Genomic DNA, 23,465 nt, shown 5'->3' on the forward strand with positions numbered 1-23,465 from the left:
GTTCTAGCGGTCACTTCAGCAACAAAAAATTCAAGAAGCTTTTTCTGCAAAGATTTCTTTAATTTACAATGGGTTATCTTCATTTTTGTAGTATAGCAGTGATGCTAATCTACTACAGCCCCATAAGTTTTCTGAAAATGAAATAGAAAAGCGAATTTTAGATAGAGGTAAATAATGAGAGGTTGTTTACTTAAGTTATTTATTATTTTTATATTCTTTTTTATTACATTCTTTTCTATAGATATATTTATGGAATGGGTTATAGCACCGACTTTGATTTATATAAGAGAAGGAGTTTTATTTTCATTTATAAATATAGAGGATATTGATTTTATACTGCATATAAAGAGATCTGCTATTATTTCAGGATTAGTATCTACATATATCATATTAATATGGAGGAATCGTAAAATCTAGTTTGCTTTCTGTGGGAACAGGTAATTTATTAGATAGGGGTATCTAAATTCTCAGAATATCAATTTAATAATTTAAAGTTATCAAATGAGGTAAACAAATGAGTACTCCATTAAAAACGTATGTCTTTGTGTTTTTTATATACTATTTGGGTATGCTTTTAAGTACATTATTCATGCTTTTTTTTATTAATGTGTACGGTTATTTTCGTTATGCTAGTGCAAATGTTAGTTTTTGGTCTTTGTTTAATGAGATTTTTTTTATTTTTTAATATTTATGCCCATAATTTCTTCTTTAGGCTTGACTGGATTATATTTTTCTAGGAGGTAGATTTGAATATCAACACTTATGGAAATAATCTGAGAATAGAGCCGATTAGAGTGGGAAGTCCAATTACTCGGTTTGTAGAGCCTAGTTTAGTGCCAGTTGGAATAGGTAATATATTTGATGGTTCTACAAGTAAGTCACTTGAAATGTATTGGAATAATACTAAGCTTCTTAGTGGAGAAAAAATGAGAACTCTTCCAAGTAAAAAAATAAAAGTTTTACTTTTTTGTTATTTATATTTTGCTACTGGTCTTTTTATTGTATTGATCGGAGGTAAGTATTTAATAAGAATTTTTTATGGAATTTATCATCTGTAACACTTGATTGAACTTAATGATATTAAAATTATTTTATTTATTCCTATCATTATTTCTTTTATTGTCGTTTGTTTCTATATGAAGAATAATTTGGACTTTTATGAAAAGTAAGATTAAAAACGGCTTAGAAAAAGCAGAAGTAAAAAAAGTAACAAGCACATTAGGCTATGGGTTTGGTAAAGGAGTTGAAAATACCTCAGGTAAAAATATTAACACTTATGGAAATAGCCTGAGAAAAGAGCCGATTAGAGTGGGAAGTTCGATTGCTCGGCTTGTGCAGCCTAGCCAAATGCCAGTTGGTATAGGTAATGTATTAGATAGATTTTCATCTAAATTTTCAGTAAATAAATATTGAAAATTTAAACTTTTGAATGGAGTGGAAAAATGAAACACCCTCTAAGAGTTTATGTTTTTGCATTTTTGATATCATATATTTTTTCTAATATTGCCATATTAGGTATATTTTCATTTATAAAGTTATACTTTTATTTTTTTAAGTACAAAATGAGAATACCTTTTTGGAACTTTATATACGAAGATATTAGATTTTTATTATTTATGCCTATTATTACTACACTAGCTATTATGATAATGTATTTTGGACAAAGGAGATAGTTTGTAGCTCGTAGGCTGGGTTGAGCCTGCGAAAACCGGTGGAGCTTACCGACAAGGAGTAGATGCAGTTACCAATGCAGTAGGGTTAGCCGTAGGCGGTAGCCCAACGGCAGGGGTAGTAACTGGAGCGATTTCGCCTTATATCAACACAGAAATCAAACAGGCAACAGAGGGTAATACAGAAGCGAACCTGATAGCTCACGCCCTTTGGGGAGCGGTGGAATATGCACAAGGAGGTAAGGCTGGTGCAGGAGCGGTTGCAGCGGTGACAGGTGAAGTGAGTGCAAATATCATCTCTCAAAACCTCTTCGGCAAAGAGCCTAAAAACCTGAAGGAAGCGGAAAAACGGACGGTATCGGAGCTAAGTCAAGTAGCGGCTGGATTGGCTGGTGGATTATCGTCAAGCGGAGGAAATTCCCTATCAACAGCCCAAGCGGTGAAAACTGGACAAGGAGTTGGAAAGAATGCGGTGGAGAATAACTATCTAAGTGCAGATAAAGCTAAAGAGCGTTTTGAAATTGAAAACCGTATTAAATTAGGCATTGCTACAGAAGAAGACTTTGCTCGCAAGCAAGAGTTAGATGTAGAAGATGTTGTAAACAATCAAAAAGTCATAATAGCTTGTAAGGGAAATATTACAAGTAATGGTTGCCAAAATGCTGTGGCTGAGGCAATTATTGTTCAACAAGGCTATCACAAGAGCTATCCAAATGATACTTGGAGAAATTATAGTGATGTTTTGGCGAGAGATTATCGTCAATTTAATGAATTATTATATGACAAGACAGGGCTTGCTTTAGATTTTGAACAAAGATCTCAGTTAGTAGCAAAAGGAAAAGGCATTTCTATTGAAGAGGCTAGGGATTTAGTAAAATCGTTGGATCGTTTTCATATAGTTGTAGGAATAACAAGCTACCCTATAGGGGAAATACTTGGTACAAAAGTATCTAATCTTACTGAAGCTAGAAGAAATATGGTTTCGCTTGTTAATATTCAAAGGGCAAAACATATATTATATGGAGATGAAACGGGAGGTGGGCATAAATTTGGTTTAATTAGAATTTTTAATGAAAAATCTAAATTTCCTGCCACTTGGGGAGAAAAGAAAATTCTTGATGCTGTATCTAATTTAGCTACAGATCCAAATTTAAAATGGGTTCAACAAACAGGAACTCAAGGAAATTTGTATACCAAAAAAGGAGTTCCGAGTAGATTTAAGGTAGAAGGGGCTGTTGATGGGGTTAAAATTAGAGTTATTGTTGAACCAGCAGGAGAAGGAATTATTACTGCATTTCCAATTAAATAGGATATAAGTATGAGAATACAAAATAGAATGAATCAGTTATTAAGATCTATCTACGGAGTTCTTCCAATAGAAGATATTAATAATGCAGAGGAGTTAATTATCTATCAAGAGTATGGGATTGCACTAGAGTTGATTTGTGTACAGTTATATGAATATGATAAAACTATAGACGTTTATACTAAAAACTTGATCATGGAGCTAATTTTAGATATGGGGCTTAATACAGGTCTAATAGATGGAATCAAGGTTTATCTGGAATAATGAAGATCCTTTATATGCAATAAGATCCCCTATGATGTTCGTCTCCAAACAGGTGGTAAATATTTATCTAATATATGAGATAAGGTTATTCGTCAAAGACGAATGCCATCGACGATAACGGCAGATGCAGCATTCAAAGCGGAGGCTATGTGACGGTAAAAGCCCCTGATAGTGCTAGCATCCACGCCAGTGCTATTTTAAGTTACAAGGATCAATATGTTGAATGTTTTGCAAATTTTAGAAGTAAACCAACAGCTTGTTTTGGTACGAGCGAGGACGCTCGCACCATAGGGGTCATTCAAGGAGGTTGGAAAATGGAAGTAGTAATAGATTTACATCAAATAAAATCACCTCATGATTTTTATGATCAATTAACCAAGCAAGTTGATTTTGGAGCATTCTTTGGAAATAATCTAAATGCTTTTTGGGATTATATTGGTTTGTTAGAGGAAAAAAATATTTTTTATTAATTTTTCTTTACTAGATGATGATATGTATGAGTTTATTATAAAGATTGTATCTATGATAAATGAATATAATTTGGAAAAGATTAAGCTTAGATTAAGATCAAGAGAATTTATTCATTTAAACATTTATTCATACGATAAAGATATATTGATAAAAGGAGAGTTTGGTTGGTGAATAAAGAAATCACACTGGCTGACGGACGAAAAGTCACCGCTCTTGTGCCACAAGTTTATTTAGTGGCTCGTAATAGTGATATTACTTCTCGAGGGGCGGTGATTTCGGCTAATCAAATTATTGGCAGTGCGAATACTATCGAGAACAGCGGTGTGATTGCCGGCTTAGATTTAACCCGTTTACACAGTAACCAGCTGGAAAACCGAGGGGTAGTGCTGGGTAACAATGTGGATTTATCAGCACAACAAACCTTAATTAACTTAGGCGGTAAGATAGAAGCGCTGGATTCCCTTTCTCTGTATGGCGGAAAAGGCATTGAGATTGCCAGCACGTTAAGCCATTCGGAAAATCAAGAGAATACCTTTATCCGCACCCAGTTAGACCAGCTTGCCAGTGTGAAATTAACAGGCGATAACGGCAGATTAAGCATTCAAAGCGGAGGCGATATTACCTTAAAAGCGGCTTCGCTAGAGAGTAAAGGCTCAATCGATATTGATGCGGAAAACTTGCTCAACATTACCACGTTAAAGACCAAAAACCGAGAGCATTACAACGGCAATGCGGATAATTACTACCGTTTAGACCAAAGTGCTGAAGTGGGGAATGTCATTTCTGCGAAAGGCAATATTCGTGCGATAAGCGGTGGCGATATGGTAGTTCGCCAGTCTGACATCAGCAGTGAATCGGGCGAAGTGTTGCTCGGCTCACGCCAAGGGGATGTGCGGATTGAGGCAGGCAGAGCGGAAGAGCGATTGGAAACCGCCAGAAAATCGACCAGCCGAGGTATTTTAAGTAAAACTACATCTGCATATCGTTACACACACGACATCAGTGAAGCCATCGGTAGCAATATAGACGGACGCAAAGTGAATGTAATTGCACAATCTGGCGATGTGTTAGTGAAAGGCTCCTCGGTGGTGGGCGATGAAGCATTGGGTATTTATGGCAACAATGTTGCTATTGTGTCTGATGTGAATACCCATTACCAAGATGAAATGAGCAGCACGAAAAAATCGGGCTTAATGGGCAGTGGTTTTGGTTTTACGATAGGGTCGAAGAAAGAACAAATCGAACAAGACCGCACCCAACAAAGTGCGGCACGTAGCCAAGTGGGGAGCTTATCGGGGAATACCACCATTCAAGCAGGCAATCATTACCAACAAACGGGCAGTATTGTGACCTCAAGAGACGGTGATGTAGATATTACCGCCAAATCCGCCAACATTACCGCCGCCCGTTCAGATTATGAAAGCAACTACAAACGCACTACCGAGCAAAAAGGGGTAACGGTGGCAATTAGCACACCGATAACGAATGCGATACAAGCGGTCGAAAACACGGTAAATTCTGCAAAAGCGGTGGGCAGCAGTAAAAATGACCGCATTAATGCGTTAGGGGCGGTGAATGCCGGTTTTGAGGCAATGCGGACGGCGGAGCAAGTGGGTAAATTAGCCGAAGCATTAAGCCAAAACCCAACGCAAGCCTTAAGCCAAGATGTGAGCATGTCGATTACTTATGGTAAGCAACAAAGTACACAAAAAGAACACACCGAAGGCAACAAGGTAGAAAAAAGCCAAATTAACGCTGGCGGTAAGGTCAATATCAACACCGAAGGAGCAGGTAAAGACTCGACCTTGACTATTGCAGGTAGCGATGTATCAGGCAAAGGCGGCACTCACTTAAAAGCTGAAGGTGGTGTAAATATGTTAGCAGTGGATGAAAACCACCTTGAACGGAGTCAAAACAAATCAAGTGGTTTTAATGCCGGCGTGGCGATTAGCTACGGCTCAAGTGGTTTTGCGTTTGGTGTGACGGCAGGCGGTAACGTGGCAAAAGGTTATGGTAATGGAGAAAGCCAAGCGTGGGTGGGAAGCCAAGTGGGCAGTCTATCCAGCCAAACCAAGATTGAAAGTGGGGGAGATACGAATATCATCGGCTCACAAGTCAAAGGCAAATCGGTCAAAGTGTCTGCGGAAAAGCTGAATATCCAAAGCCTGCAAGATACAATGAAGTATGAAGGCAAGCAGGAAAGTGCCAGCGGACAAGTGACGGTGGGCTATGGCGTTTCAGGCAGTGCCAGTTACAGCAAATCGAAAATGAATGCCGACTATGCGAGTGTCAATCAACAGGCAGGGATATTTGCGGGGGATGAGGGGTATGATGTCGATATCCAAAACCATACTGAACTGACGGCAGGTTTAGTGACTTCAACCGAAAAAGCCGAAGCGGAAGGCAAAAACCGTTTCAGCACAGGCACGCTGAATGCCACAAACTTGGATAATCATGCTAACTACAAAGGCAGTAGTGTGGGAGTCAGTGCGAGTGCGGCAGCGAATTTTGATACGCCATTGGGAGATAAAGGTCAAGCACAGAGTTCAAAAACAGTCAAAGATGAAAGCGGAAACCAAGTTTTAGCCACAGGTGTAGCGTCATTACAAAGCGGGGTGAATGTAGGTTACGGTTCGGATAAAGGCAGTCAATCCAGCCAAACAACATCCGGCATTAACACACAAAACCTGATAATTCGAGACGAGCAAGCCCAGCTTGAGAAAACAGGGAAAACAGCAGCACAAATAAAAGAGGAGGTAAAAACCGATATTACAACGGATAGTGCTGAAAGCCATTCAGGTAAACTTGAAAACCGTTTTGACAAAGATAAGTTGCAAAAAGAGCTGAATTATCAGGTTAAAGCGACACAAGAGTTTCAAACCATCACTATGGCAACTATTAATGAAAAAGTTACCACTCACGCAGAAAGTAAACGGGCAGAGGCAGAACAAGCCAAAGCAGCAGGCAACACAATCAAAGCTCGAGAACTGGAGCAAGAAGCGGAGAAATGGGAAACGGGAGGAGCTTACCGACAAGGGGTGGATGCAGTTACCAATGCAGTAGGGTTAGCCTTAGGCGGCAGCCCAACGGCAGGGGCAATCGCAGGGGCAGCTTCTCCTTACATCAACACAGAAATTAAACAGGCAACAGAGGGGAATACAGAAGCGAACCTGATAGCTCACGCAATATGGGGAGCGGTGGAAGCCTATGCACAAGGTGGTAAGGCAGGTACAGGAGCGGTTGCAGCGGTAACGAGCGAGGTGGGAGCAAACATCATCTCTCAAAACCTCTTCGGCAAAGAGCCTGAAAACCTGACGGAAGCGGAAAAACGGACGGTATCGGAGCTAAGCCAAGTAGCGGCTGGGTTGGCTGGTGGATTATCGGCAAGTGGAGGAAGTTCATTATCTACAGCCCAAGCAGTGAAAACAGGGCAAGGAGTTGGGAAGAATGCGGTGGAGAATAATTACCTATCTAAGCAAGATTGGATTGACTATAAAAGAGATATAAGTGCTTGTGGTAACAATCAAGAATGTATTGAACAGGTAAAAGAAGAATTTACTGATGTTAATAAAGCAAATAGTGAAACATTAAAAGCTGCTTGTAGGCTAGGAGGAAATACAGAGGAGTGTGCTAAACATACATCTCTTGCTAAAGAAGGATTTGATTATGCTAGAGAGAATGTTCACTTTGACGGCTCAGGCTGGATGGCAAAAATAATGAATGCCAATAAAGCAGAGGCTAAAACAAAACCAACAGAGGGACTATTAGGTAGTGAAGCTATTACTCATATAGAGAATGCCTTATCTAATCCAGNAAGAGCTTACAAAAGGCATTGATCAAGCAGCTAGTGCAGTAAGAACTGAAAAAACGAATGCCTATGAATTTAGTGCAAAATTGGAATATCCAAATATATCAGGACTTTCAAATAATTATAAAGTATTTGGACGAGAATTAGGTGCTGAACCCGTTGTTCCAGAATATTATCTTTCTACAGCATTGGGGGCAGGCAAATTAGGGAAAACACTATTTGACCTCTCATCAACATCAACTCGCGTGATAGTTGGGGCAAATGGTGCGGTAAGTGCTAGTTCTCAATACCTGACTAATGGAGAAGTTAGTGTAAAAGAGACCTTAAAAGATATGGGAGAAGCCTATATTACGAAAGATTTTAGCTTTAAAGGATATACGGCTTGGAATATTGGAACAGGTTTTTTAGAGGGTGGTTTAGAAAATGCTAAATGGCAAAATGGGAAATTACAAGGTTTCTCGGTTGAAAATGCGCTGGAAAGAGCGGGTGTAAAAACAGTAACAAGTAGTATAGGTTATGGCTTTGGTAAAGGAGTAGAAAACCCTCTAAATAGAAATATTAATACTTATGGAAATGGTCTAAGAACGGAGTTTATTAAAGAAGGAAAACCAATCATTCGATTTGTTGAACCTAGTTCAATCCCTGTAGGGGTCGGAAATATGTTTGACAGCTCTACAAGTAAATCATTGGAAATGATTTGGGATAATTATAGATACTTAAATGGGGGTAACAATGAAGCTCCATCTAAGTAATAAAGCAAAAATGTTTTTTTATTTCTATATCTATTTTCTTATTTCTATTTTTGTAGTTTTAATAGGTGGTAAATATTTAATTAGAGCTGTGCATGGAGTTTATCATTTAGATTATCTGATTGAGTGGAGTGAAGTGAAGATTATATTAATAATTCCTTTAATTATATCTTGTAGTATTGTTTGTTACTATTATAGCAGTAGCAAGTGATATTATTTAATATATCCCCCGATAGCGCCCGCCTCCAGACGGGTGCTAAACAATTTATCTAAAATATGAGATACAGGCACTCGTCAGAGACGAGTGCCATCGGGGGGGCAAAAAAGAAACGATAGAGTTAAAGAAATAGCATATCAATTTAATACAAAATCTATAGAGCCTAAAGATATGAAATTAAATATAAATGGAAAAATTTACACTACTAATCCTGATACCAGTACGAGAGTGCCAGTATTTAAAGGAGTTAGTGATCAGGATGTAATAGCATATTTTAAAGAATTAGCTGGTGCAGATAAATTGCCTATTCCTAAAATTATACCAAGAATGAAAGATTTGGATGGTAATGTAGGAAAAGTATGGGCAGTGAAACCAGCAGATGGACCGTTGAAAGGAAGTACATTAAATTTAAGGAACTTTTCTTCTTCGCAGCACCATACAAACGCAAAATTTACTATTGAAATAGTAAAGCCTAATCAAGAAATATCTGGAATTAAAAATAGTATTGAGATTAAGTTTGAGAGGTAAAAATGTTTAATTTTGATGAAATTATTGAGAGATCTAATGGTTTATTTATTAGAGCTATTTATGACACGATAAGATGCTATGATACACATTGTGGAACACCAATAGAATTATCTAAAGAAATATTTATAGAAACCCTTAGATATATCATTTTAAACGATATCGGAATTTTGGCATTTCGAGATTGGGTAGAAAATCGTGAGGAATTAATAAATTCCGATTTAGATACACAGTTGTCTTATATCTACCAATCATTCCCAACAGAATATGATGAAGACATACCAGAAAAAGATATTGAAAATTTATGGTGGTATACTGCTTGTCCAGTCGATATTGGTTGGAAGCAAAAAAATGGTAGTTATTGGTTTAGTTAGCTCGTAGGTTGGGTTGAGCTTGCGAAAACCCAACGTAATGAATAAATACTTGTTGGGTTACGCTTTGCTAACCCTGATAGTGCTATCGTCCACGCTAGTGCTATTTAATATAAGTTACAAGCGGCCAATTATTCTGAATATTTTGCAAATTTTAGCGGTAAATTAACCGCTTGTTTGGTACGAGCGAGGACGCTCGCACCATTGGGGAAGCAGTAAAAAAGCACAAGTCAGATAACTTGTACTTTATAGATTTGCAAGAAATTATCAAAATTCAACCGCTTACTTGAGCTTTTCAATCGCCCAATCTAGCCCTGAATTAAAATCTTCCGTTAAGTTTGGTCTTAGCTGTTCGAGTAAATCAATCAGAGTGTTTTTGTCTGGATGAGTAAAGTTAATATGTCCAACTTTTCTACCTGCTCGAACATCCTTTCCATACCAATGGAGTTGGCTAAATGGGAGATTTAACCATTGGTTTGAGTGTTCAATACCGATTAAATTAACCATCACACTTGGGGCGATTTGTTTGAGTTCGGGTGTTGGTAAATCAAGTAATGCTCGTATATGTAACTCAAATTGGCTGATAGAGCAACCGAGTTGTGTCCAATGTCCGCTGTTGTGAACACGAGGGGCGAGTTCATTAATGAGTAATTTATCGCCTACTACAAAACATTCCATCGCCATCACGCCGATGTAATCTAATTTCTGCATAACCGCCCCGAGCATTTGTTCAGCTTGTTGCTGATAAATCGCTTGGTTTGATAAATTTACATCAGATACTGAATAACGAAGAATGCCATTTTGTTGGAGATTATGAGAAGTCGGGTAGAAGCGTGTTGAACCATCACGGAATCTTGCCCCCACAATCGAGATTTCGCCATCAAACGGAATAAATTTTTCCGCAATCACTTTGCCGTATAAATCCGGCGTGATTTGTTGAATAGAGTCTTGGGTAACAATCCATTGTCCACGCCCGTCATAGCCACCTGTACGGCGTTTCACCACTACTTTTTCGCCGATATTTTGGAAAATCTGTTGCCATTGCTCCGCATTTTCCAGTAATTGCCAGCTTGAGGTGGCAAGATTGAGTTCATCAAGCAGGGATTTTTGCGTAAAACGGTCGGCTAATCGCCCGAACACATTGAGATTCACAAAATTTTTATGATTACCGAGTAGCTGCGTTAAAGGCGTATCTGCCCAGCGTTCAATTTCAGCGGTAATAATGCTGTTTGGCTCAATATCAAACACAGGAGCATCAAAGGCAAGCGGTTTTACTTCAATATCAAGTGGTGCACCTGCATAACGCAGCATTCTGCCTAATTGACCATTGCCTAATACATAAACGGGAGGGTAGATAGCACTTTTTTGCATATAATGTTCTCGAATTTAGAAATAATCGGATAGTGGTTTATCTAATTGTTGGTTGAGTAATACCATCAATTTAATGCGAGCTTTTTGTCCGCTTAAACCTTTGGTAAAAATAATGCCTTGTTGTTTGAGCTGTTTGCCGCCGCCCACATAATCATACACATATTGAGTAATGCCGTTGAAGGCACGGGAAACAATCACAACAGGGATATTCGCTTTCACTAAAGCAGCTACGCCATCAAGACAGCTGGGCGGTAAGTTACCTGCACCTAATGCCTCAATCACGACACCATCACAACGGCTTTCGGCAAGTTTCTCAAGTAAGAAACTGTCCATTCCAGCATAGGCTTTGAGTAGTTGAACATTCGTTTTAGTGAGCTGATTTATAGGAAAACGCTCGTAAGCGGTCAATTTTTGGAAGAAAATTACCGATTCTTTTGTAACCAAACCACAAGGCCCGAATGTTGGGGTTTGAAATGTAGCAACATTGGTTGTGTGGGTTTTGGTTACAAATTTGGCATTATGGATTTCATCATTCATTACCACTAGAACGCCTTTATCTCGGCTTTCTTCATTTAAGGCAACTAAAATTGCACTTTGTAGGTTAATTAAGCCGTCTGAGCCAAGTTCATTACTTGAACGCATAGCTCCTGTGATAGCGATAGGAACGTTCACATTTAAGGCTAAATCAAGGAAATAAGAGGTTTCTTCTAAAGTATCTGTACCGTGCGTAATCACAATACCATCAACATTTTCTTCGTTTACGGCTTGCTCTATACGAGTTTTTAACTGTTCCCAATGCTCAATATTGATATGTGGAGAGGGAATATTAAATAAGGATTCTTGCACCAATTTTGCAGGGTGGTTTAAGCGTTCTAACGCACTTAATAATGGATTTTCAGCAGAAGGGGAGACTTTGCCGTCTTCCCCTTCTTTCATTGAAATTGTGCCACCTGTGTGGATAATTAATAATTTTTTAGACATTTGTAAAACGTGATTATTCAATACGAGGATCAGGGTTATCTAACACCATTTGAGTTTGTGTTTGGCGGAAGTGATGTAATTTTTCCGCAATTTCTGGGTTGAAAGCTGCTAAAATTTGTGCTGCTAATAAGCCTGCATTTGCTGCACCAGCAGGGCCAATTGCAAGTGTGCCAACAGGAATGCCTTTCGGCATTTGTACGATAGAATAAAGGCTATCGACACCGCTTAGCATTGAGCTTTTAACCGGTACACCTAGCACAGGTACAATGGTTTTTGCTGCAATCATACCGGGTAAATGAGCTGCTCCTCCTGCACCTGCAATAATGACTTTATAGCCATTCGCTTGGGCATTTTCTGCAAAAGAAAAAAGTTTATCTGGTGTGCGATGAGCAGAAACCACTTCAACGTGGTAGCTCAAACCAAATTGGTCTAAAATTTGCGTGGCTTCAGACATTGTCGCCCAATCACTTTTTGACCCCATAATAATGGCAATTTCGACTTTGTCAGACATTTTAAATCCTTATTCTGCTAATATAAAACGCTGTGATGATACCATATAAGGCAAACGTTTGCTTGGATATTTGATATGATAAAGCTAAATTTTAGGGCTGTTATCTATTGGTTAAAATATGATATAATCAATAACTAATTTTATTTTTGTTAAATTTAATCATCGGAGATATAAATGACGAGTAGTATAAATAAACGTTCGGTAATGACGCTTTTTTCAGATAAAAATGATATTTACAGCCACCAAGTGCGTATTGTCTTAGCAGAAAAAGGTGTTCCTTATGAAATTGAGAACGTTATGCTAGGTAGTATTTCTGAAGATTTATTGGAATTGAATTCTTATGGCAATATTCCAACCTTAATTGATCGTGAGTTGGTGTTATTTAACCCTCGTATTATTATGGAATATTTAGATGAGCGTTTTCCACACCCACCATTAATGCCTGTTTATCCTGTTTCTCGTGGTCAGTGTCGTTTGAACATCTACCGTATCGAGCAAGATTGGTACGCTCAAATTGATTTAGTGAACAAAGATCCTGAGTCAGCAGAAGCGAAAAAAGCATTAGCTCAGCTCAAAGAAGATATTTTAGCATTAGCTCCTGTTTTTGCGGCTAAGCCTTATTTTATGAGTGATGATTTCAGCCTTGTTGATTGCTATATTGCCCCATTATTATGGCGTATGCAGCTATTAGGCGTGAAATTTACGGGTGCTACAGCAAAACCAATTAACACTTATATGACGAGAGTGTTCCAGCGTGATAGTTTTATTCAATCTGTTGGCGGTGAAGCTCCAAAACATTTGATGGACGATAAAGATTAATGAAACCGTTAAGACCTTATCTTTATAATGCTTATTACAACTGGATTATTGATAACGACAACACGCCCTATTTATTGGTAAACGCAGAATATCCAGATGTTGATGTGCCAGTTGAATTTGTAAAAGAAGGAAAAATCATCTTAAATATTTCTTCTCGATCAGTCGGACAATATGTGGCAACTGATGAATACATTGGTTTTAGTGCACGCTTTCAGGGAATGCTAAGGGATATTCATATTCCTTTTGGTGCAATGGAAGCCATTTATGCCCAAGAAACGGGCGATGGCATTATGTTCCAAGAAGAAGAGTATTATAGCGTTGAGGCTTACCAAGCTCGCACAGGCACTGATAAAATGCAGAAGCCAAAAGTGAAAAAAGCATCAACATTAAAATTAGTGAAATAGAAGCGATAGAAATAATGAAGCCCTGTATAATACAGGGCTTCAGTTTTAGATAGTGATAAAAATTATTTCACGCGAGAAACGTATTCGCCGGAACGAGTATCGACTTTGATTACTTCACCGATTTGTACGAATAATGGTACGTTCACTACCGCACCTGTGCTTAATGTTGCCGGTTTACCGCCTGTACCTGCCGTATCACCTTTTAAGCCTGGGTCAGTTTCAACAATTTCTAACTCAACAAAGTTTGGTGGTGTTACTGCGATTGCAGAACCGTTCCATAAGGTTACGATACATTCAGCATTATCAACTAACCATTTTACATTATCGCCTAATGCTTTTTCATCTACAGAGATTTGCTCAAATGTTTCTGGGTGCATAAAGTACCAGAAATCGCCATCGCTGTAAGAGTAGTTGTAGTTAGCATCAACAACGTCAGCCGCTTCAACAGAAGAACCTGATTTGAAGTTGATCTCTAATACTTTACCCGAGATTAATTTACGGATTTTAGTACGGGTAAACGCTTGACCTTTCCCTGGTTTTACGAATTCGTTTTCAACGATTACACAAGGTTCGCCATCTTGGATAAATTTTAAACCTTTTTTAAAGTCATTAGTGCTGTAACTAGCCATTATTTCCTCAATTATTTAAAAAATAACAATAAATTAACACATTTTGAAACTAGCCCTATTGGGTTTGTCAAAAAGAGCCATATAATAACCTAAATTCACAAAATTAGCGAAAGATCTCTAAACTTTTTTGCTATAATTTTTATAATCACATTTAATAAAAGGAATACGAATGAAAAAATTAATTACTCTTTCTGCCATTTTAGCAGTTTCTGTAGCGACAGTTGCGGAAGCAAAACGTGGTGGCGGTTTCCGTGCTAGTCCATCAAAAGCGGTAGCAACTAAACCAGCACCTAAGCAACAAGCTCAACAAACACAGCAGCAAAGAGATGCCACTTTTGCGAACACACCAAATAATGCGGCAGCTCAGCCACAAGCTCGTCAAGGTAGCACTATAGCGAATGTGGCAATGGGGGCTGCAGCAGGTTATATTTTAGGCGATATGATGTCATCAAACGCACACGCAAACCAACTAGCAGAAGCAAATGCACAACAAGCGGTTGATTCTGCTCAAAATATTGCAAATGGTGCGATTGCGGAATTTAAGAGCATTGGTGGTCAAGTTGATCCATTCTTAGTGGAGAAAACAGACGGTTACCGCCGTTATTGTATCTCAGGCGTACAATATTTAGTGGCTGCACAAGGCGTACAAACTTCGCCAACGGTAATGGTTAATCCAAACGGCACACCATTACAATGTAATTTAATTCCTTAATAATCCTTAGGCGTGTCCTGTGCCCGCCTATGATTGTTTCCAGCGGACAGGCACAGGACCTGTCCCTACGTTTTTTCAATGCAACCAATTCAAATCAAACCGCTTTGGCTATCTGAACTTGCTCAAGCCTTTAATAATCCTATTGATTTACTGCAATTTTTAGCTCTCAATCCAGCAGATTTTGAGGTAGATATCGCTGCTCGAAAATTATTTCCTCTCCGAGTGCCGAGAGTTTTTGCGGAAAAAATGGAAAAGGGCAATCCGAAAGATCCGCTTTTTCTGCAAGCAATGTCATTACAACAGGAATTTATTAAACAGGAAGGATTTGTTGCCGACCCGTTAGAAGAACAGCAAAGTCCGGCACCGAATATTTTGCATAAATATCATAACCGTTTGTTATTTATGATAAAAAATAGCTGTGCGATTAACTGCCGTTACTGCTTCCGCCGTCATTTTCCCTATGATGAAGTGAAAAGTGGTAAAGCAGTGTGGCAGCAAAGTTTAGATTATATTGCTGAACATACCGAGCTAGAAGAAGTGATTTTTTCAGGCGGCGATCCGCTAATGGCAAAAGATCAGGAATTGGATTGGCTATTAGATAAATTAGAACAAATTCCACATATCAAAACATTGCGTATTCATTCACGCCTTCCTGTGGTCATTCCTAATCGAATTACGCCAGAATTATGTGAACGGTTATCACAATCTCGTTTGAATGTGGTGTTGGTTACTCATATTAATCACGCCAATGAAATTGATGATGTTTTTGCGGAGAAAATGGGATTATTGAAAAAAGCGGGAGTGGTATTGCTGAATCAATCGGTTATGCTAAAAGATGTGAATGATAATGCTCAAATCCTAAAAGCATTAAGCGATAAGCTCTTCAAGTATGGGATTTTGCCTTACTATCTACATTTGTTTGATAAAGTAGCAGGGGCGAGCCATTTTTATATTGAAGATGAAAAAGCGATTGAAATTTATCGAGAGCTACAAAAAATTACCTCAGGCTACCTTGTTCCCAAACTGGCAAGGGAAATTGCAAAAGAGCCGAATAAAACATTGAAAGGCTAATAGTAAATAGTAATAGATGACCTTTTTACTGTATATCCATTAATACGAATATACCATGCTAAAGGTCTTATTGTAATCTGCGAATTTATAGTTTGGAGAGCGTCTTGTTGGCAAAAAATACATTTTTTATATTCATAATTTTTTTAAAAGTGGGTTAAAGCCTTGTAATATATGACTTTAAGCCACTTTTTACCAACACTTTTGCTATTATGCTTTTATTTTAGATAGCAGTTTTAAACAGATAGAAATTATAACTCACATAGGCGGCGAAAAGGATAAGCCCTTCTAAACGGTTAATTCTTCCGCCTTCCGGTCGGTGATACACATTCAAACCAAATACAAAAAGTAAGAATGTTAAGGCAGACATAATCACAATATCACGAGAGAAAACTTCTGCAGCAACCTGCATTGGCTCAATTGCACCTGCAATACCTACTACAGCAAGGGTGTTAAATAAGTTAGAACCGATAATGTTACCTAATGCTAAATCCACTTCGCCTTTACGAGCAGCTGCAATAGATGAAGCAAGCTCAGGTAAAGATGTGCCAACTGCTATAATGGTTAAACCGATAACTAAATCGCTCACGCCAAAGAATTTTGCCACCTCAACAGCCCCCCAAACTAAGAATTGAGAGCTAACCACTAAAAGTACTAAGCCAATAATTAACCATAAAATTGATTTGCCCAAGCTCATTTCTTCACTATTATCCAATTCTGCATCAACATCAATGGCTAAGGCATCATCTTTACTTTTCATAGCAGTAATAATAGTCCAGCCCATATAGGTAAAGAATACTGCTAATAAAATAATCGCATCTAAGCGTGTAACATCGGCATCATAAAGTAAATATGCTGAAAGTAGAGTAACAGCCATTAAAAAAGGCAATTCTTTTTTCAGTACTTCAGAACTTACCATCAACGGCTTGATTAGTGCAGTTAAACCTAAAATAAGGGCAATATTGGTGATGTTTGAGCCATAAGCATTACCAAGTGCAATACCGGGCGAGCCACTTAATGCTGATGAAGCGGAAACAATCATCTCCGGGGCTGATGTGCCAAAACCGATTACGACAATGCCAATTAATAACGGTGTCATACCAAAATGTTTTGCGGTAGAAGCGGCTCCATCAACAAAGCGGTCTGCACTCCAAACTAGCACAATTAAGCCACCGATAATAGCGGCAAGAGCAAGGGTCATAAATTATCCTTATTGTTACAAAATGAAAGTGCATTATAGCTTGTTGTATAAAAATAAATATAGGCAAAGCAAAATAAATCGCCTATTATTTTGAAAAATTTGAGCAAATAAATATGAAAAATAGTAACGAATTAAAAACACTTTTAGCTGAATTTACGGAAAAGCAGAAGGCCGCATTTTTAAATACAGATGTGCTTGGATTAATAGCTGAACGTAGCCGCTTTTATGATGAAATTTTGCGTACACTTTGGCAACAATATGGGCTGGAACAACGTGAAGATCTCGCTTTATTAGCCGTTGGTGGCTATGGTCGAGAGGAGATGTTCCCACTTTCTGATCTTGATATTTTAGTACTATCTGAACAGCCACTAGATGAACCAACACAGCAAGTGTTAAATGAATTATTTAATTTGCTGTGGGATAGCAAATTACAGCTGGGAACAAGTGTCCGAACCCTTGAGGAATGTATTGAGATTGGAAAAGCAGAAATTTCAGTTGCCACGAATATGTTGGAGGGGCGTTTTTTATTTGGAAATCATCAGCTTTGGATTAGGTTAAAAGAGGAAATATATCAGCCAGATTTTTGGGAAATTAATGCGTTTTTTAAAGCCAAAATGGACGAAAAAAATACTCGTTACACACGTTATCACAATACCAGTTACAACCTTGAACCCGATTTAAAGCATAGTCCGGGAGGATTGCGAGATCTTAATTTACTTTCTTGGATTATGTTACGCCAATATGGCGTGTATTCATTTATTGATTTACTGAATAAAGGCTTGCTTTATTCCGAAGAATATAAAGAATTAACAGCCTCACAAGCGGTCCTTTTTCGTATGCGTTTTGCACTTCATTTGCAGCTTAAACGCTATGACAACCGTTTGAGATTTGACAGGCAGTTGCAATTAAGCGAATTTTTAGGCTATCAAGGCGAGGGTAATCAAGCGGTTGAAGCGATGATGAGAGATTATTTCCAAGCCACGAAATCGATTTCTCAGCTAAGCCAGCTCATACTGAATGGCTTTGAACAAACGCATTTATTGAATTTGCAAAAAATTGGCGAAAAACAACCGCTTGATCGCTATTTTTATCAGCAAAATCAGATGATATTTATTGAAGATCGTCGCATTTTCAAACATCAGCCTACCACAATGTTGGATTTGTTCTTTCATCTCACCCATTTCCCGCAACTAAATGCGAGTGCTGATACGCTACGGCAACTGCGTTTATCACTCCAGCAGCAAGAGCAACCGCTGTGTGAAAATCAGGAAATACGAGAAAAATTTGTGCAACTTTTTCACCAGCCTAAAGTGGTTTCCAGAGCAATTTTGCCAATGCACCAATTAGGCTTCCTAACTGCCTATTTACCACAATGGAGGGGTATTGAGGGCTTAATGCAGTTTGATCTTTTCCATATTTATACGGTAGATGAACACAGTATCCGTGTAATGCTGAATTTAGAAAATTTTGCTGAGAATGTTCAACATTCTATTTTTCCTCTCGGCAATAGCTTATTTTCACAGCTATCCGATAAGCACAACTTGATTTATCTTGCCGCACTCTTTCACGATATTGCAAAGGGCAGAGAAGGCGATCATGCTAAAGTTGGGGCGGAGGATATGCGTGAATTTGCCAAATTGCACGGTTTTAGCCAAGAGCAAACTGATTATATGGCTTGGCTGGTAGAAGAACATTTAACGATGTCAATTATCGCTCAACGGCGTGATATTCACGATCCTGAAGTGGTGCGTGCATTTGCAAAAAAAGTACAAAGTTTGACCGCTTTATCCTCACTGCTTTGTTTAACGGTTACGGATATTTGTGCAACCAGTGAGAGTTTATGGAACGATTGGAAAGCCTCGCTTTTTATCCAACTTTACCAATTTACCTTACAACAATTAGCTGAAAATTTAGACTACGAAGCGGTAGCAAAAGAACATCGCCAGCAAGCGTTAGAATTGATGAAATTTGTGCTTTCCTCTAGCGAGCGTAAAGCCTTGAATGAATTTTGGCAGCCTTGCCCACAGAGCTATTTTTTACGCCATAAACCGACCCAGTTAGTATGGCACGCATTGAGTTACATTAGAAATCGCAAACTGCCGATGGTATTAATCAGCAACGAGTACGCCAGAGGAGGAACAGAAATTTTCATTTGCTGCCAAGATCAGCCTCAGCTTTTTGCTCGCATTGCTTATTTGCTCAGCCAAAAGAAAATCAGCATTCACGATGCGCAAATTATTACTAGTGAAAACGGCTTGGTGTTGGACAGTTTTATCGTAACTGAACGTAATGGAGAAGATTTAACAGGCGAAAGAAGCTTACAAATTCAGCAATCTTTAATCAAGATGTTAGCAATACCGAATAATCAAGCTAAGTTTATTAAAAAGCCTGTTAAATACGCTTCATTTAAACGCAAAACAAGATTACGTTTTCTGCCACAATCATCGAAACAGCAGACGGAGTTTGAGCTATTTACCCTTGATAGGGAAGGCTTATTGGCTCAAATTGGTTATATCTTTAATCGACTAAACTTAAATTTGCTGAATGCGAAAATTACTACTATTGGCGAGAGAGTAGAGGATTTCTTTGTGGTAAGTAATGCTGAAGGAAAAGCACTTTCGGAGCAAGAACAGTTGATACTTCAAGAAACGATAATGAGAGAACTAGATAATAAATAGCAAAAACCGCTTGTAATTTATCACTACAAGCGGTTATTTTGGGGAGAAATTTTACAATTTCATTTTACGATTTTAGTAAGCCTGATGAACCTTCAGAGTAATCTCTTGGCTGACCTTCTTCCTCTTTTTCAGGTTGAACAGGCAATTGAGCTTGTTGGAAAAACTCAATATTTTTCGCATTTTCGGGTAATAATTTTTCAGAACTTTGAGCTAAATGAGCATACAGTTTTTTATAATCTGCCGCTAAAGTTGAAAGTAGTTGAGCGGATTGCTCAAAATGCTGCTCAAGTTGTTGTTTTTGTTCATCAACTTGTGTTTTAGTCTGTTTAAGTTCTCTTTCTAATTCGTGTTGCTTCCTTACATTACTATTAAATACGCGCACGATAGTGCAACCTACTACAGCACCAACAATAAATGCAGCGGCAATGGCTGCCCAAACATCACTTGTCCATTGTTCCATCATAAACTCCTTATATTTAAGTAGTGAATTTATGGCTCTATTTTTAACATTTCAGCTTTTGTTTGAAAAGTTCCAAATGATTAAAATGTGATATAGGTTCAATTTTAAAGAATAAGTCTAAAAAATATTAGATTTTTGGTTAAAAAGTCTGTATAATTCCGCCACCCTGTTTTGCTTGGTTTTTCCCGCTAAGCAGTTTGGTCAGAATTGACTCGAAGGGGTTGGATTCTACCGTCATAGGTAATTCCTTTTAGGAATTGGGTTATAAACTTTAAATTTTGGTATTTAATTAATGAAAACTTTTGTAGCAAAACCAGAAACAGTACAACGTGACTGGTATGTAGTAGATGCGACAGGTAAAACTTTAGGTCGTTTAGCTACCGAATTAGCACGCCGTTTACGCGGTAAACATAAAGCTGAATATACTCCGCATGTTGATACAGGTGATTACATCATTGTTATCAATGCAGAGAAAGTAGCAGTAACTGGCAAAAAAGAAACTGACAAGGTTTACTACTGGCACACTGGCTATGTAGGTGGTATCAAAGATGCAACCTTCAAAGAAATGATTGCACGTCGTCCAGAAGCAGTGATCGAGATCGCAGTTAAAGGTATGTTACCTAAAGGTCCTTTAGGTCGTGAAATGTTCCGTAAATTAAAAGTTTACGCAGGTAACGAACATAACCACGCTGCACAACAACCACAAGTTTTAGACATCTAATCACGGAGCAGAAAAATGACAGCAGCAAATCAAAACTACGGCACAGGTCGCCGCAAAAGCTCTTCAGCTCGTGTATTTATCAAACCGGGCAGTGGTAATATTACCATTAACCAACGTTCTTTAGAGGTTTACTTCGGTCGTGAAACTTCACGTATGATCGTCCGTCAACCATTAGAATTAGTTGAATTAACAGATAAATTAGACCTTTACATCACTGTAACCGGTGGTGGTATTTCTGGTCAAGCAGGTGCGATCCGTCACGGTATCACTCGTGCATTAATGGAATACGATGAAACTCTACGCCCAGCACTTCGTGCAGCAGGCTTCGTTACTCGTGACGCTCGTCGCGTTGAACGTAAAAAAGTGGGTTTACACAAAGCACGTCGTCGTCCACAATACTCAAAACGTTAATTTATTTTCGTTTTCAAAAGGCAGGGTTTCCTGCCTTTTTTGTTATCTATAAAATTACTTTTTGTAGATATATTTCACAGCTAATAATGCAGTTCCTGCACCGAATAAATCGGCAATTCCATCTAACCAAGAGCTTTGTCGGGTTTCGGTAAAATAGGCTTGTCCTAACTCTGTTCCAAACGCATAAAATAGTGCAAATATCATTAAACCTAAATAAGGTACAAATTTATTAGATTGAATAAATGCTCTTGCTATGAGCCAAATTTGTATAAAGAAGATTGCGAAGTGTCCAATTTTATCAAAATGAGGAAATAGAGGAGGATCTCCACTGCTTTCACGGAAAATAAGAGAGTAGAGACTAATAACAAACCAAAGTAAGGCTAAAAGAGCGTGTCTATTCATTTCAATTATATTTCATAGAAAGATATAAAAAAACAAGCGGTCATTTTTAGTAAAAATTTTACTAAAAACAACCGCTTATAGGCGTTATTTATTACTCAAATAAACCTTTATGTAATGCACGAACAGCATCATCTGCTTCACTATTTTTGATAAGCGTACAAACATTGTTGCTACTTGCACCGTAGCTGATTAGGCGGATATTGTAATTCTCAAGGGTATGGAATAATTTTTTCGCCACACCCGCTTGGAGATGTAAGTTATTGCCAATAATAGCCACTAACGCTAAATCATTTTCCACTTGAACATTGCAATAAGCATTGAGTTCATCAAGTAATTCAGGCGATAGCATATCTGTGCCAGAAGACGCTGAACCTGTTTTATCTAATGTGAGAGATACGCTTACTTCTGAAGTCGTAATCACATCAACTGAGATTTTATGTTTTGCTAAAATCGCAAATAAATTCGCTAAAAAGCCTTGTGCGTGTAGCATAGATAGGCTTGAAAGCGTTAATAAGGTTTGATTACGGCGTAATGCAATCGCACGGAACGTTGGGCGAGGTTGTGGATCACGAGTTACCCAAGTACCACCTTGCTCAGGGGCTTTACTTGAGCCTACATACACAGGAATATTGCTACGCACCGCAGGTAATAAGGTTGCAGGGTGAAGCACTTTCGCACCAAATGTTGCCATTTCAGCCGCTTCATTAAATGCCATTGTATCAATACGTTGTGCGTTTGGCACAACACGAGGGTCAGTTGTGTAGATACCCGGAACGTCTGTCCAAATCAACACATCATTTGCATTTAATACTTCTGCTAATAATGCCGCAGAGTAGTCTGAACCACCACGACCTAAAGTGGTGGTTTTCCCTTCATCATCACGCCCGATAAAACCTTGTGTAATCGCAATTTTGCCAGCTTCGATAAGTGGCTTGATTACTTTATCTGATTGTTGTTGGGTTTTTTCATCATTTGGAGTTGCTTTTCCATAGTGGTTATTTGTTGCTACAACGTCACGTACATCAACCCATACAGCAGGGTGTCCACGCTCAATTAATAATTGCGTAAAGATTTTGGTGGACATCATCTCGCCGTGGCTGATTAATTCATCACTTAATGCTGTGGATGTGGCAAGGCTTGCAGATTCTGCTAATGCTTCAATATGCTCTAGTAACTCATCGATTTCAGCACGAACGCTATCTTGTGTTTGTAATTTTTCAATGATGTTGTATTGAATTTGACGAACAGATGCAATGATTTCATCACGCTTTTCTTTTTCACAACCATTTGCAAGTTCAACTAAATAATTTGTTACACCAGCAGATGCAGAAAGGACCACCACACGAGTGTTTTTTTCAGCAATAACGATATTAGCAGAGGAAGTCATTGCATCAAAATCAGCAACGCTGGTACCACCAAATTTAGCCACAGAAAGATGAGACATAATAAAAATTTCCTTAAATAGAGTAGATAATGTTGTGTTTAGGGGATATTCGGAAAGGAAATTTGAGTAGATTATACGGTTTGATTGAGAACCAATTAATCAGAGCACTCCATTTAATAAAATATTAGGGGCTGTCCTAGATAACTAACCTAAACCCCCTTTAACCAATTGTTTTAAAAGGAATATTTGAGATTTTAAGTCACTGTGATTAAAACGCCATTCGCATTCTTTCAAATATAGCTCAAAATGGGCTTTCGGAATACCATTAAACT

The 23,465-nt window shown here is 38.3% G+C and carries 23 protein-coding genes and 2 pseudogenes; 15 read left to right on the plus strand and 10 right to left on the minus strand.

Features of this window, described 5'->3' with window-relative positions:
• Window positions 1–83: pseudogene (locus ACERCG_RS10995) on the minus strand (IS1595 family transposase); the annotation flags it as partial.
• A 663-nt stretch (window positions 84–746) separates the two neighbouring features.
• On the opposite strand from ACERCG_RS10995, the gene ACERCG_RS11000 reads away from it, so the two are divergent.
• From ACERCG_RS11000 to ACERCG_RS11035, 8 genes are all read left to right on the plus strand, one after another.
• Entirely contained in the window at window positions 747–1,058 is a 312-nt protein-coding gene (locus ACERCG_RS11000) for a hypothetical protein (RefSeq protein WP_373612114.1), read from the plus strand.
• A gap of 100 nt (window positions 1,059–1,158) precedes the next feature.
• Window positions 1,159–1,413: a hypothetical protein gene (locus tag ACERCG_RS11005; RefSeq protein ID WP_373612115.1), complete on the plus strand. Its 255-nt coding sequence runs from the start codon at window positions 1,159–1,161 to the stop codon at window positions 1,411–1,413.
• 477 nt (window positions 1,414–1,890) lie between these two features.
• The gene (locus ACERCG_RS11010; RefSeq protein ID WP_373612116.1) at window positions 1,891–2,979 is read left to right on the plus strand and encodes an EndoU domain-containing protein; all 1,089 of its coding nucleotides are present in this window, start codon (window positions 1,891–1,893) and stop codon (window positions 2,977–2,979) included.
• Between the two features lie 9 nt (window positions 2,980–2,988).
• Window positions 2,989–3,240, plus strand: coding sequence for a MafI family immunity protein (locus tag ACERCG_RS11015; protein WP_373612117.1), 252 nt, complete (start codon window positions 2,989–2,991; stop codon window positions 3,238–3,240).
• Between the two features lie 149 nt (window positions 3,241–3,389).
• Entirely contained in the window at window positions 3,390–3,710 is a 321-nt protein-coding gene (locus ACERCG_RS11020) for a barstar family protein (protein ID WP_373612118.1), read from the plus strand.
• A 168-nt stretch (window positions 3,711–3,878) separates the two neighbouring features.
• Window positions 3,879–7,547 carry a hemagglutinin repeat-containing protein gene (locus ACERCG_RS11025; protein WP_373612119.1) on the plus strand — a complete coding sequence of 1,223 codons (3,669 nt, stop codon included), beginning with the start codon at window positions 3,879–3,881 and terminating at the stop codon, window positions 7,545–7,547.
• Window positions 7,548–8,572: 1,025 nt separating this feature from the next.
• The gene (locus tag ACERCG_RS11030; RefSeq protein ID WP_373612120.1) at window positions 8,573–9,013 is read left to right on the plus strand and encodes a hypothetical protein; all 441 of its coding nucleotides are present in this window, start codon (window positions 8,573–8,575) and stop codon (window positions 9,011–9,013) included.
• Between the two features lie 2 nt (window positions 9,014–9,015).
• Window positions 9,016–9,384, plus strand: a complete 369-nt coding sequence (locus tag ACERCG_RS11035; RefSeq protein WP_373612122.1) for a hypothetical protein — start codon at window positions 9,016–9,018, stop codon at window positions 9,382–9,384.
• Between the two features lie 279 nt (window positions 9,385–9,663).
• Here ACERCG_RS11035 and purK read toward each other — a convergent pair whose 3' ends face one another.
• Genes purK through purE form a run of 3 tightly spaced genes read right to left on the minus strand, consistent with a single transcriptional unit; the run spans window position 9,664 to window position 12,244 of the window.
• Window positions 9,664–10,752, minus strand: a complete 1,089-nt coding sequence (gene purK / locus ACERCG_RS11040; protein ID WP_373612123.1) for a 5-(carboxyamino)imidazole ribonucleotide synthase — start codon at window positions 10,750–10,752, stop codon at window positions 9,664–9,666.
• A 15-nt stretch (window positions 10,753–10,767) separates the two neighbouring features.
• Window positions 10,768–11,733, minus strand: coding sequence for an asparaginase (locus ACERCG_RS11045; RefSeq protein WP_373612124.1), 966 nt, complete (start codon window positions 11,731–11,733; stop codon window positions 10,768–10,770).
• 13 nt (window positions 11,734–11,746) lie between these two features.
• Window positions 11,747–12,244: a 5-(carboxyamino)imidazole ribonucleotide mutase gene (purE, locus tag ACERCG_RS11050; RefSeq protein ID WP_373612125.1), complete on the minus strand. Its 498-nt coding sequence runs from the start codon at window positions 12,242–12,244 to the stop codon at window positions 11,747–11,749.
• Between the two features lie 174 nt (window positions 12,245–12,418).
• Between purE and ACERCG_RS11055 the strand changes: the two genes are divergently transcribed.
• Entirely contained in the window at window positions 12,419–13,063 is a 645-nt protein-coding gene (locus ACERCG_RS11055) for a glutathione S-transferase N-terminal domain-containing protein (protein ID WP_373612126.1), read from the plus strand.
• A complete protein-coding gene (locus ACERCG_RS11060) occupies window positions 13,063–13,467 on the plus strand; it encodes a ClpXP protease specificity-enhancing factor (RefSeq protein ID WP_373612127.1) in 405 nt (134 codons plus the stop codon). Before ACERCG_RS11055 ends, ACERCG_RS11060 begins: the two co-directional genes overlap by 1 nt.
• 62 nt (window positions 13,468–13,529) lie before the next feature.
• Here the strand turns inward: ACERCG_RS11060 and efp are convergent, their stop codons facing one another.
• Window positions 13,530–14,096 carry an elongation factor P gene (gene efp / locus ACERCG_RS11065; protein WP_373612128.1) on the minus strand — a complete coding sequence of 189 codons (567 nt, stop codon included), beginning with the start codon at window positions 14,094–14,096 and terminating at the stop codon, window positions 13,530–13,532.
• Between the two features lie 169 nt (window positions 14,097–14,265).
• On the opposite strand from efp, the gene ACERCG_RS11070 reads away from it, so the two are divergent.
• Window positions 14,266–14,808, plus strand: a complete 543-nt coding sequence (locus ACERCG_RS11070) for a hypothetical protein (RefSeq protein ID WP_373612129.1) — start codon at window positions 14,266–14,268, stop codon at window positions 14,806–14,808.
• 78 nt (window positions 14,809–14,886) lie between these two features.
• Window positions 14,887–15,879 (plus strand): EF-P beta-lysylation protein EpmB, encoded by a 993-nt coding sequence (gene epmB / locus ACERCG_RS11075; RefSeq protein ID WP_373612130.1) that lies wholly within the window; start codon window positions 14,887–14,889, stop codon window positions 15,877–15,879.
• Window positions 15,880–16,099: 220 nt separating this feature from the next.
• On the opposite strand, the gene ACERCG_RS11080 is transcribed toward epmB, so the two are convergent.
• Window positions 16,100–17,077 carry a calcium/sodium antiporter gene (locus tag ACERCG_RS11080; protein ID WP_373612131.1) on the minus strand — a complete coding sequence of 326 codons (978 nt, stop codon included), beginning with the start codon at window positions 17,075–17,077 and terminating at the stop codon, window positions 16,100–16,102.
• Window positions 17,078–17,190: 113 nt separating this feature from the next.
• Here ACERCG_RS11080 and glnD point away from each other — a divergent pair, with 113 nt between their 5' ends.
• Window positions 17,191–19,755: a bifunctional uridylyltransferase/uridylyl-removing protein GlnD gene (glnD, locus tag ACERCG_RS11085; RefSeq protein WP_373612132.1), complete on the plus strand. Its 2,565-nt coding sequence runs from the start codon at window positions 17,191–17,193 to the stop codon at window positions 19,753–19,755.
• A gap of 64 nt (window positions 19,756–19,819) precedes the next feature.
• Here the strand turns inward: glnD and ACERCG_RS11090 are convergent, their stop codons facing one another.
• The gene (locus tag ACERCG_RS11090) at window positions 19,820–20,215 is read right to left on the minus strand and encodes a YhcB family protein (RefSeq protein WP_373612136.1); all 396 of its coding nucleotides are present in this window, start codon (window positions 20,213–20,215) and stop codon (window positions 19,820–19,822) included.
• 292 nt (window positions 20,216–20,507) lie between these two features.
• Between ACERCG_RS11090 and rplM the strand changes: the two genes are divergently transcribed.
• Both rplM and rpsI read left to right on the plus strand, forming a co-directional pair.
• Complete coding sequence (gene rplM / locus ACERCG_RS11095; protein ID WP_373612133.1) at window positions 20,508–20,936, plus strand: 50S ribosomal protein L13; 429 nt, start codon at window positions 20,508–20,510, stop codon at window positions 20,934–20,936.
• A 15-nt stretch (window positions 20,937–20,951) separates the two neighbouring features.
• Complete coding sequence (gene rpsI, locus ACERCG_RS11100) at window positions 20,952–21,347, plus strand: 30S ribosomal protein S9 (protein WP_025217229.1); 396 nt, start codon at window positions 20,952–20,954, stop codon at window positions 21,345–21,347.
• A gap of 54 nt (window positions 21,348–21,401) precedes the next feature.
• On the opposite strand, the gene ACERCG_RS11105 is transcribed toward rpsI, so the two are convergent.
• The 3 genes and pseudogenes from ACERCG_RS11105 to ACERCG_RS11115 all read right to left on the minus strand — a co-directional run.
• On the minus strand, window positions 21,402–21,749 hold the full coding sequence (locus ACERCG_RS11105) for a VanZ family protein (protein WP_373612134.1): 348 nt from the start codon (window positions 21,747–21,749) through the stop codon (window positions 21,402–21,404).
• Window positions 21,750–21,840: 91 nt separating this feature from the next.
• A complete protein-coding gene (gene lysC / locus ACERCG_RS11110) occupies window positions 21,841–23,193 on the minus strand; it encodes a lysine-sensitive aspartokinase 3 (RefSeq protein ID WP_373612135.1) in 1,353 nt (450 codons plus the stop codon).
• Between the two features lie 144 nt (window positions 23,194–23,337).
• Window positions 23,338–23,465: pseudogene (locus ACERCG_RS11115) on the minus strand (IS1595 family transposase); the annotation flags it as partial.

Origin of the sequence: Mannheimia sp. E30BD (genome assembly GCF_041807785.1) — a bacterium.
Taxonomy (GTDB): domain Bacteria; phylum Pseudomonadota; class Gammaproteobacteria; order Enterobacterales; family Pasteurellaceae; genus Mannheimia.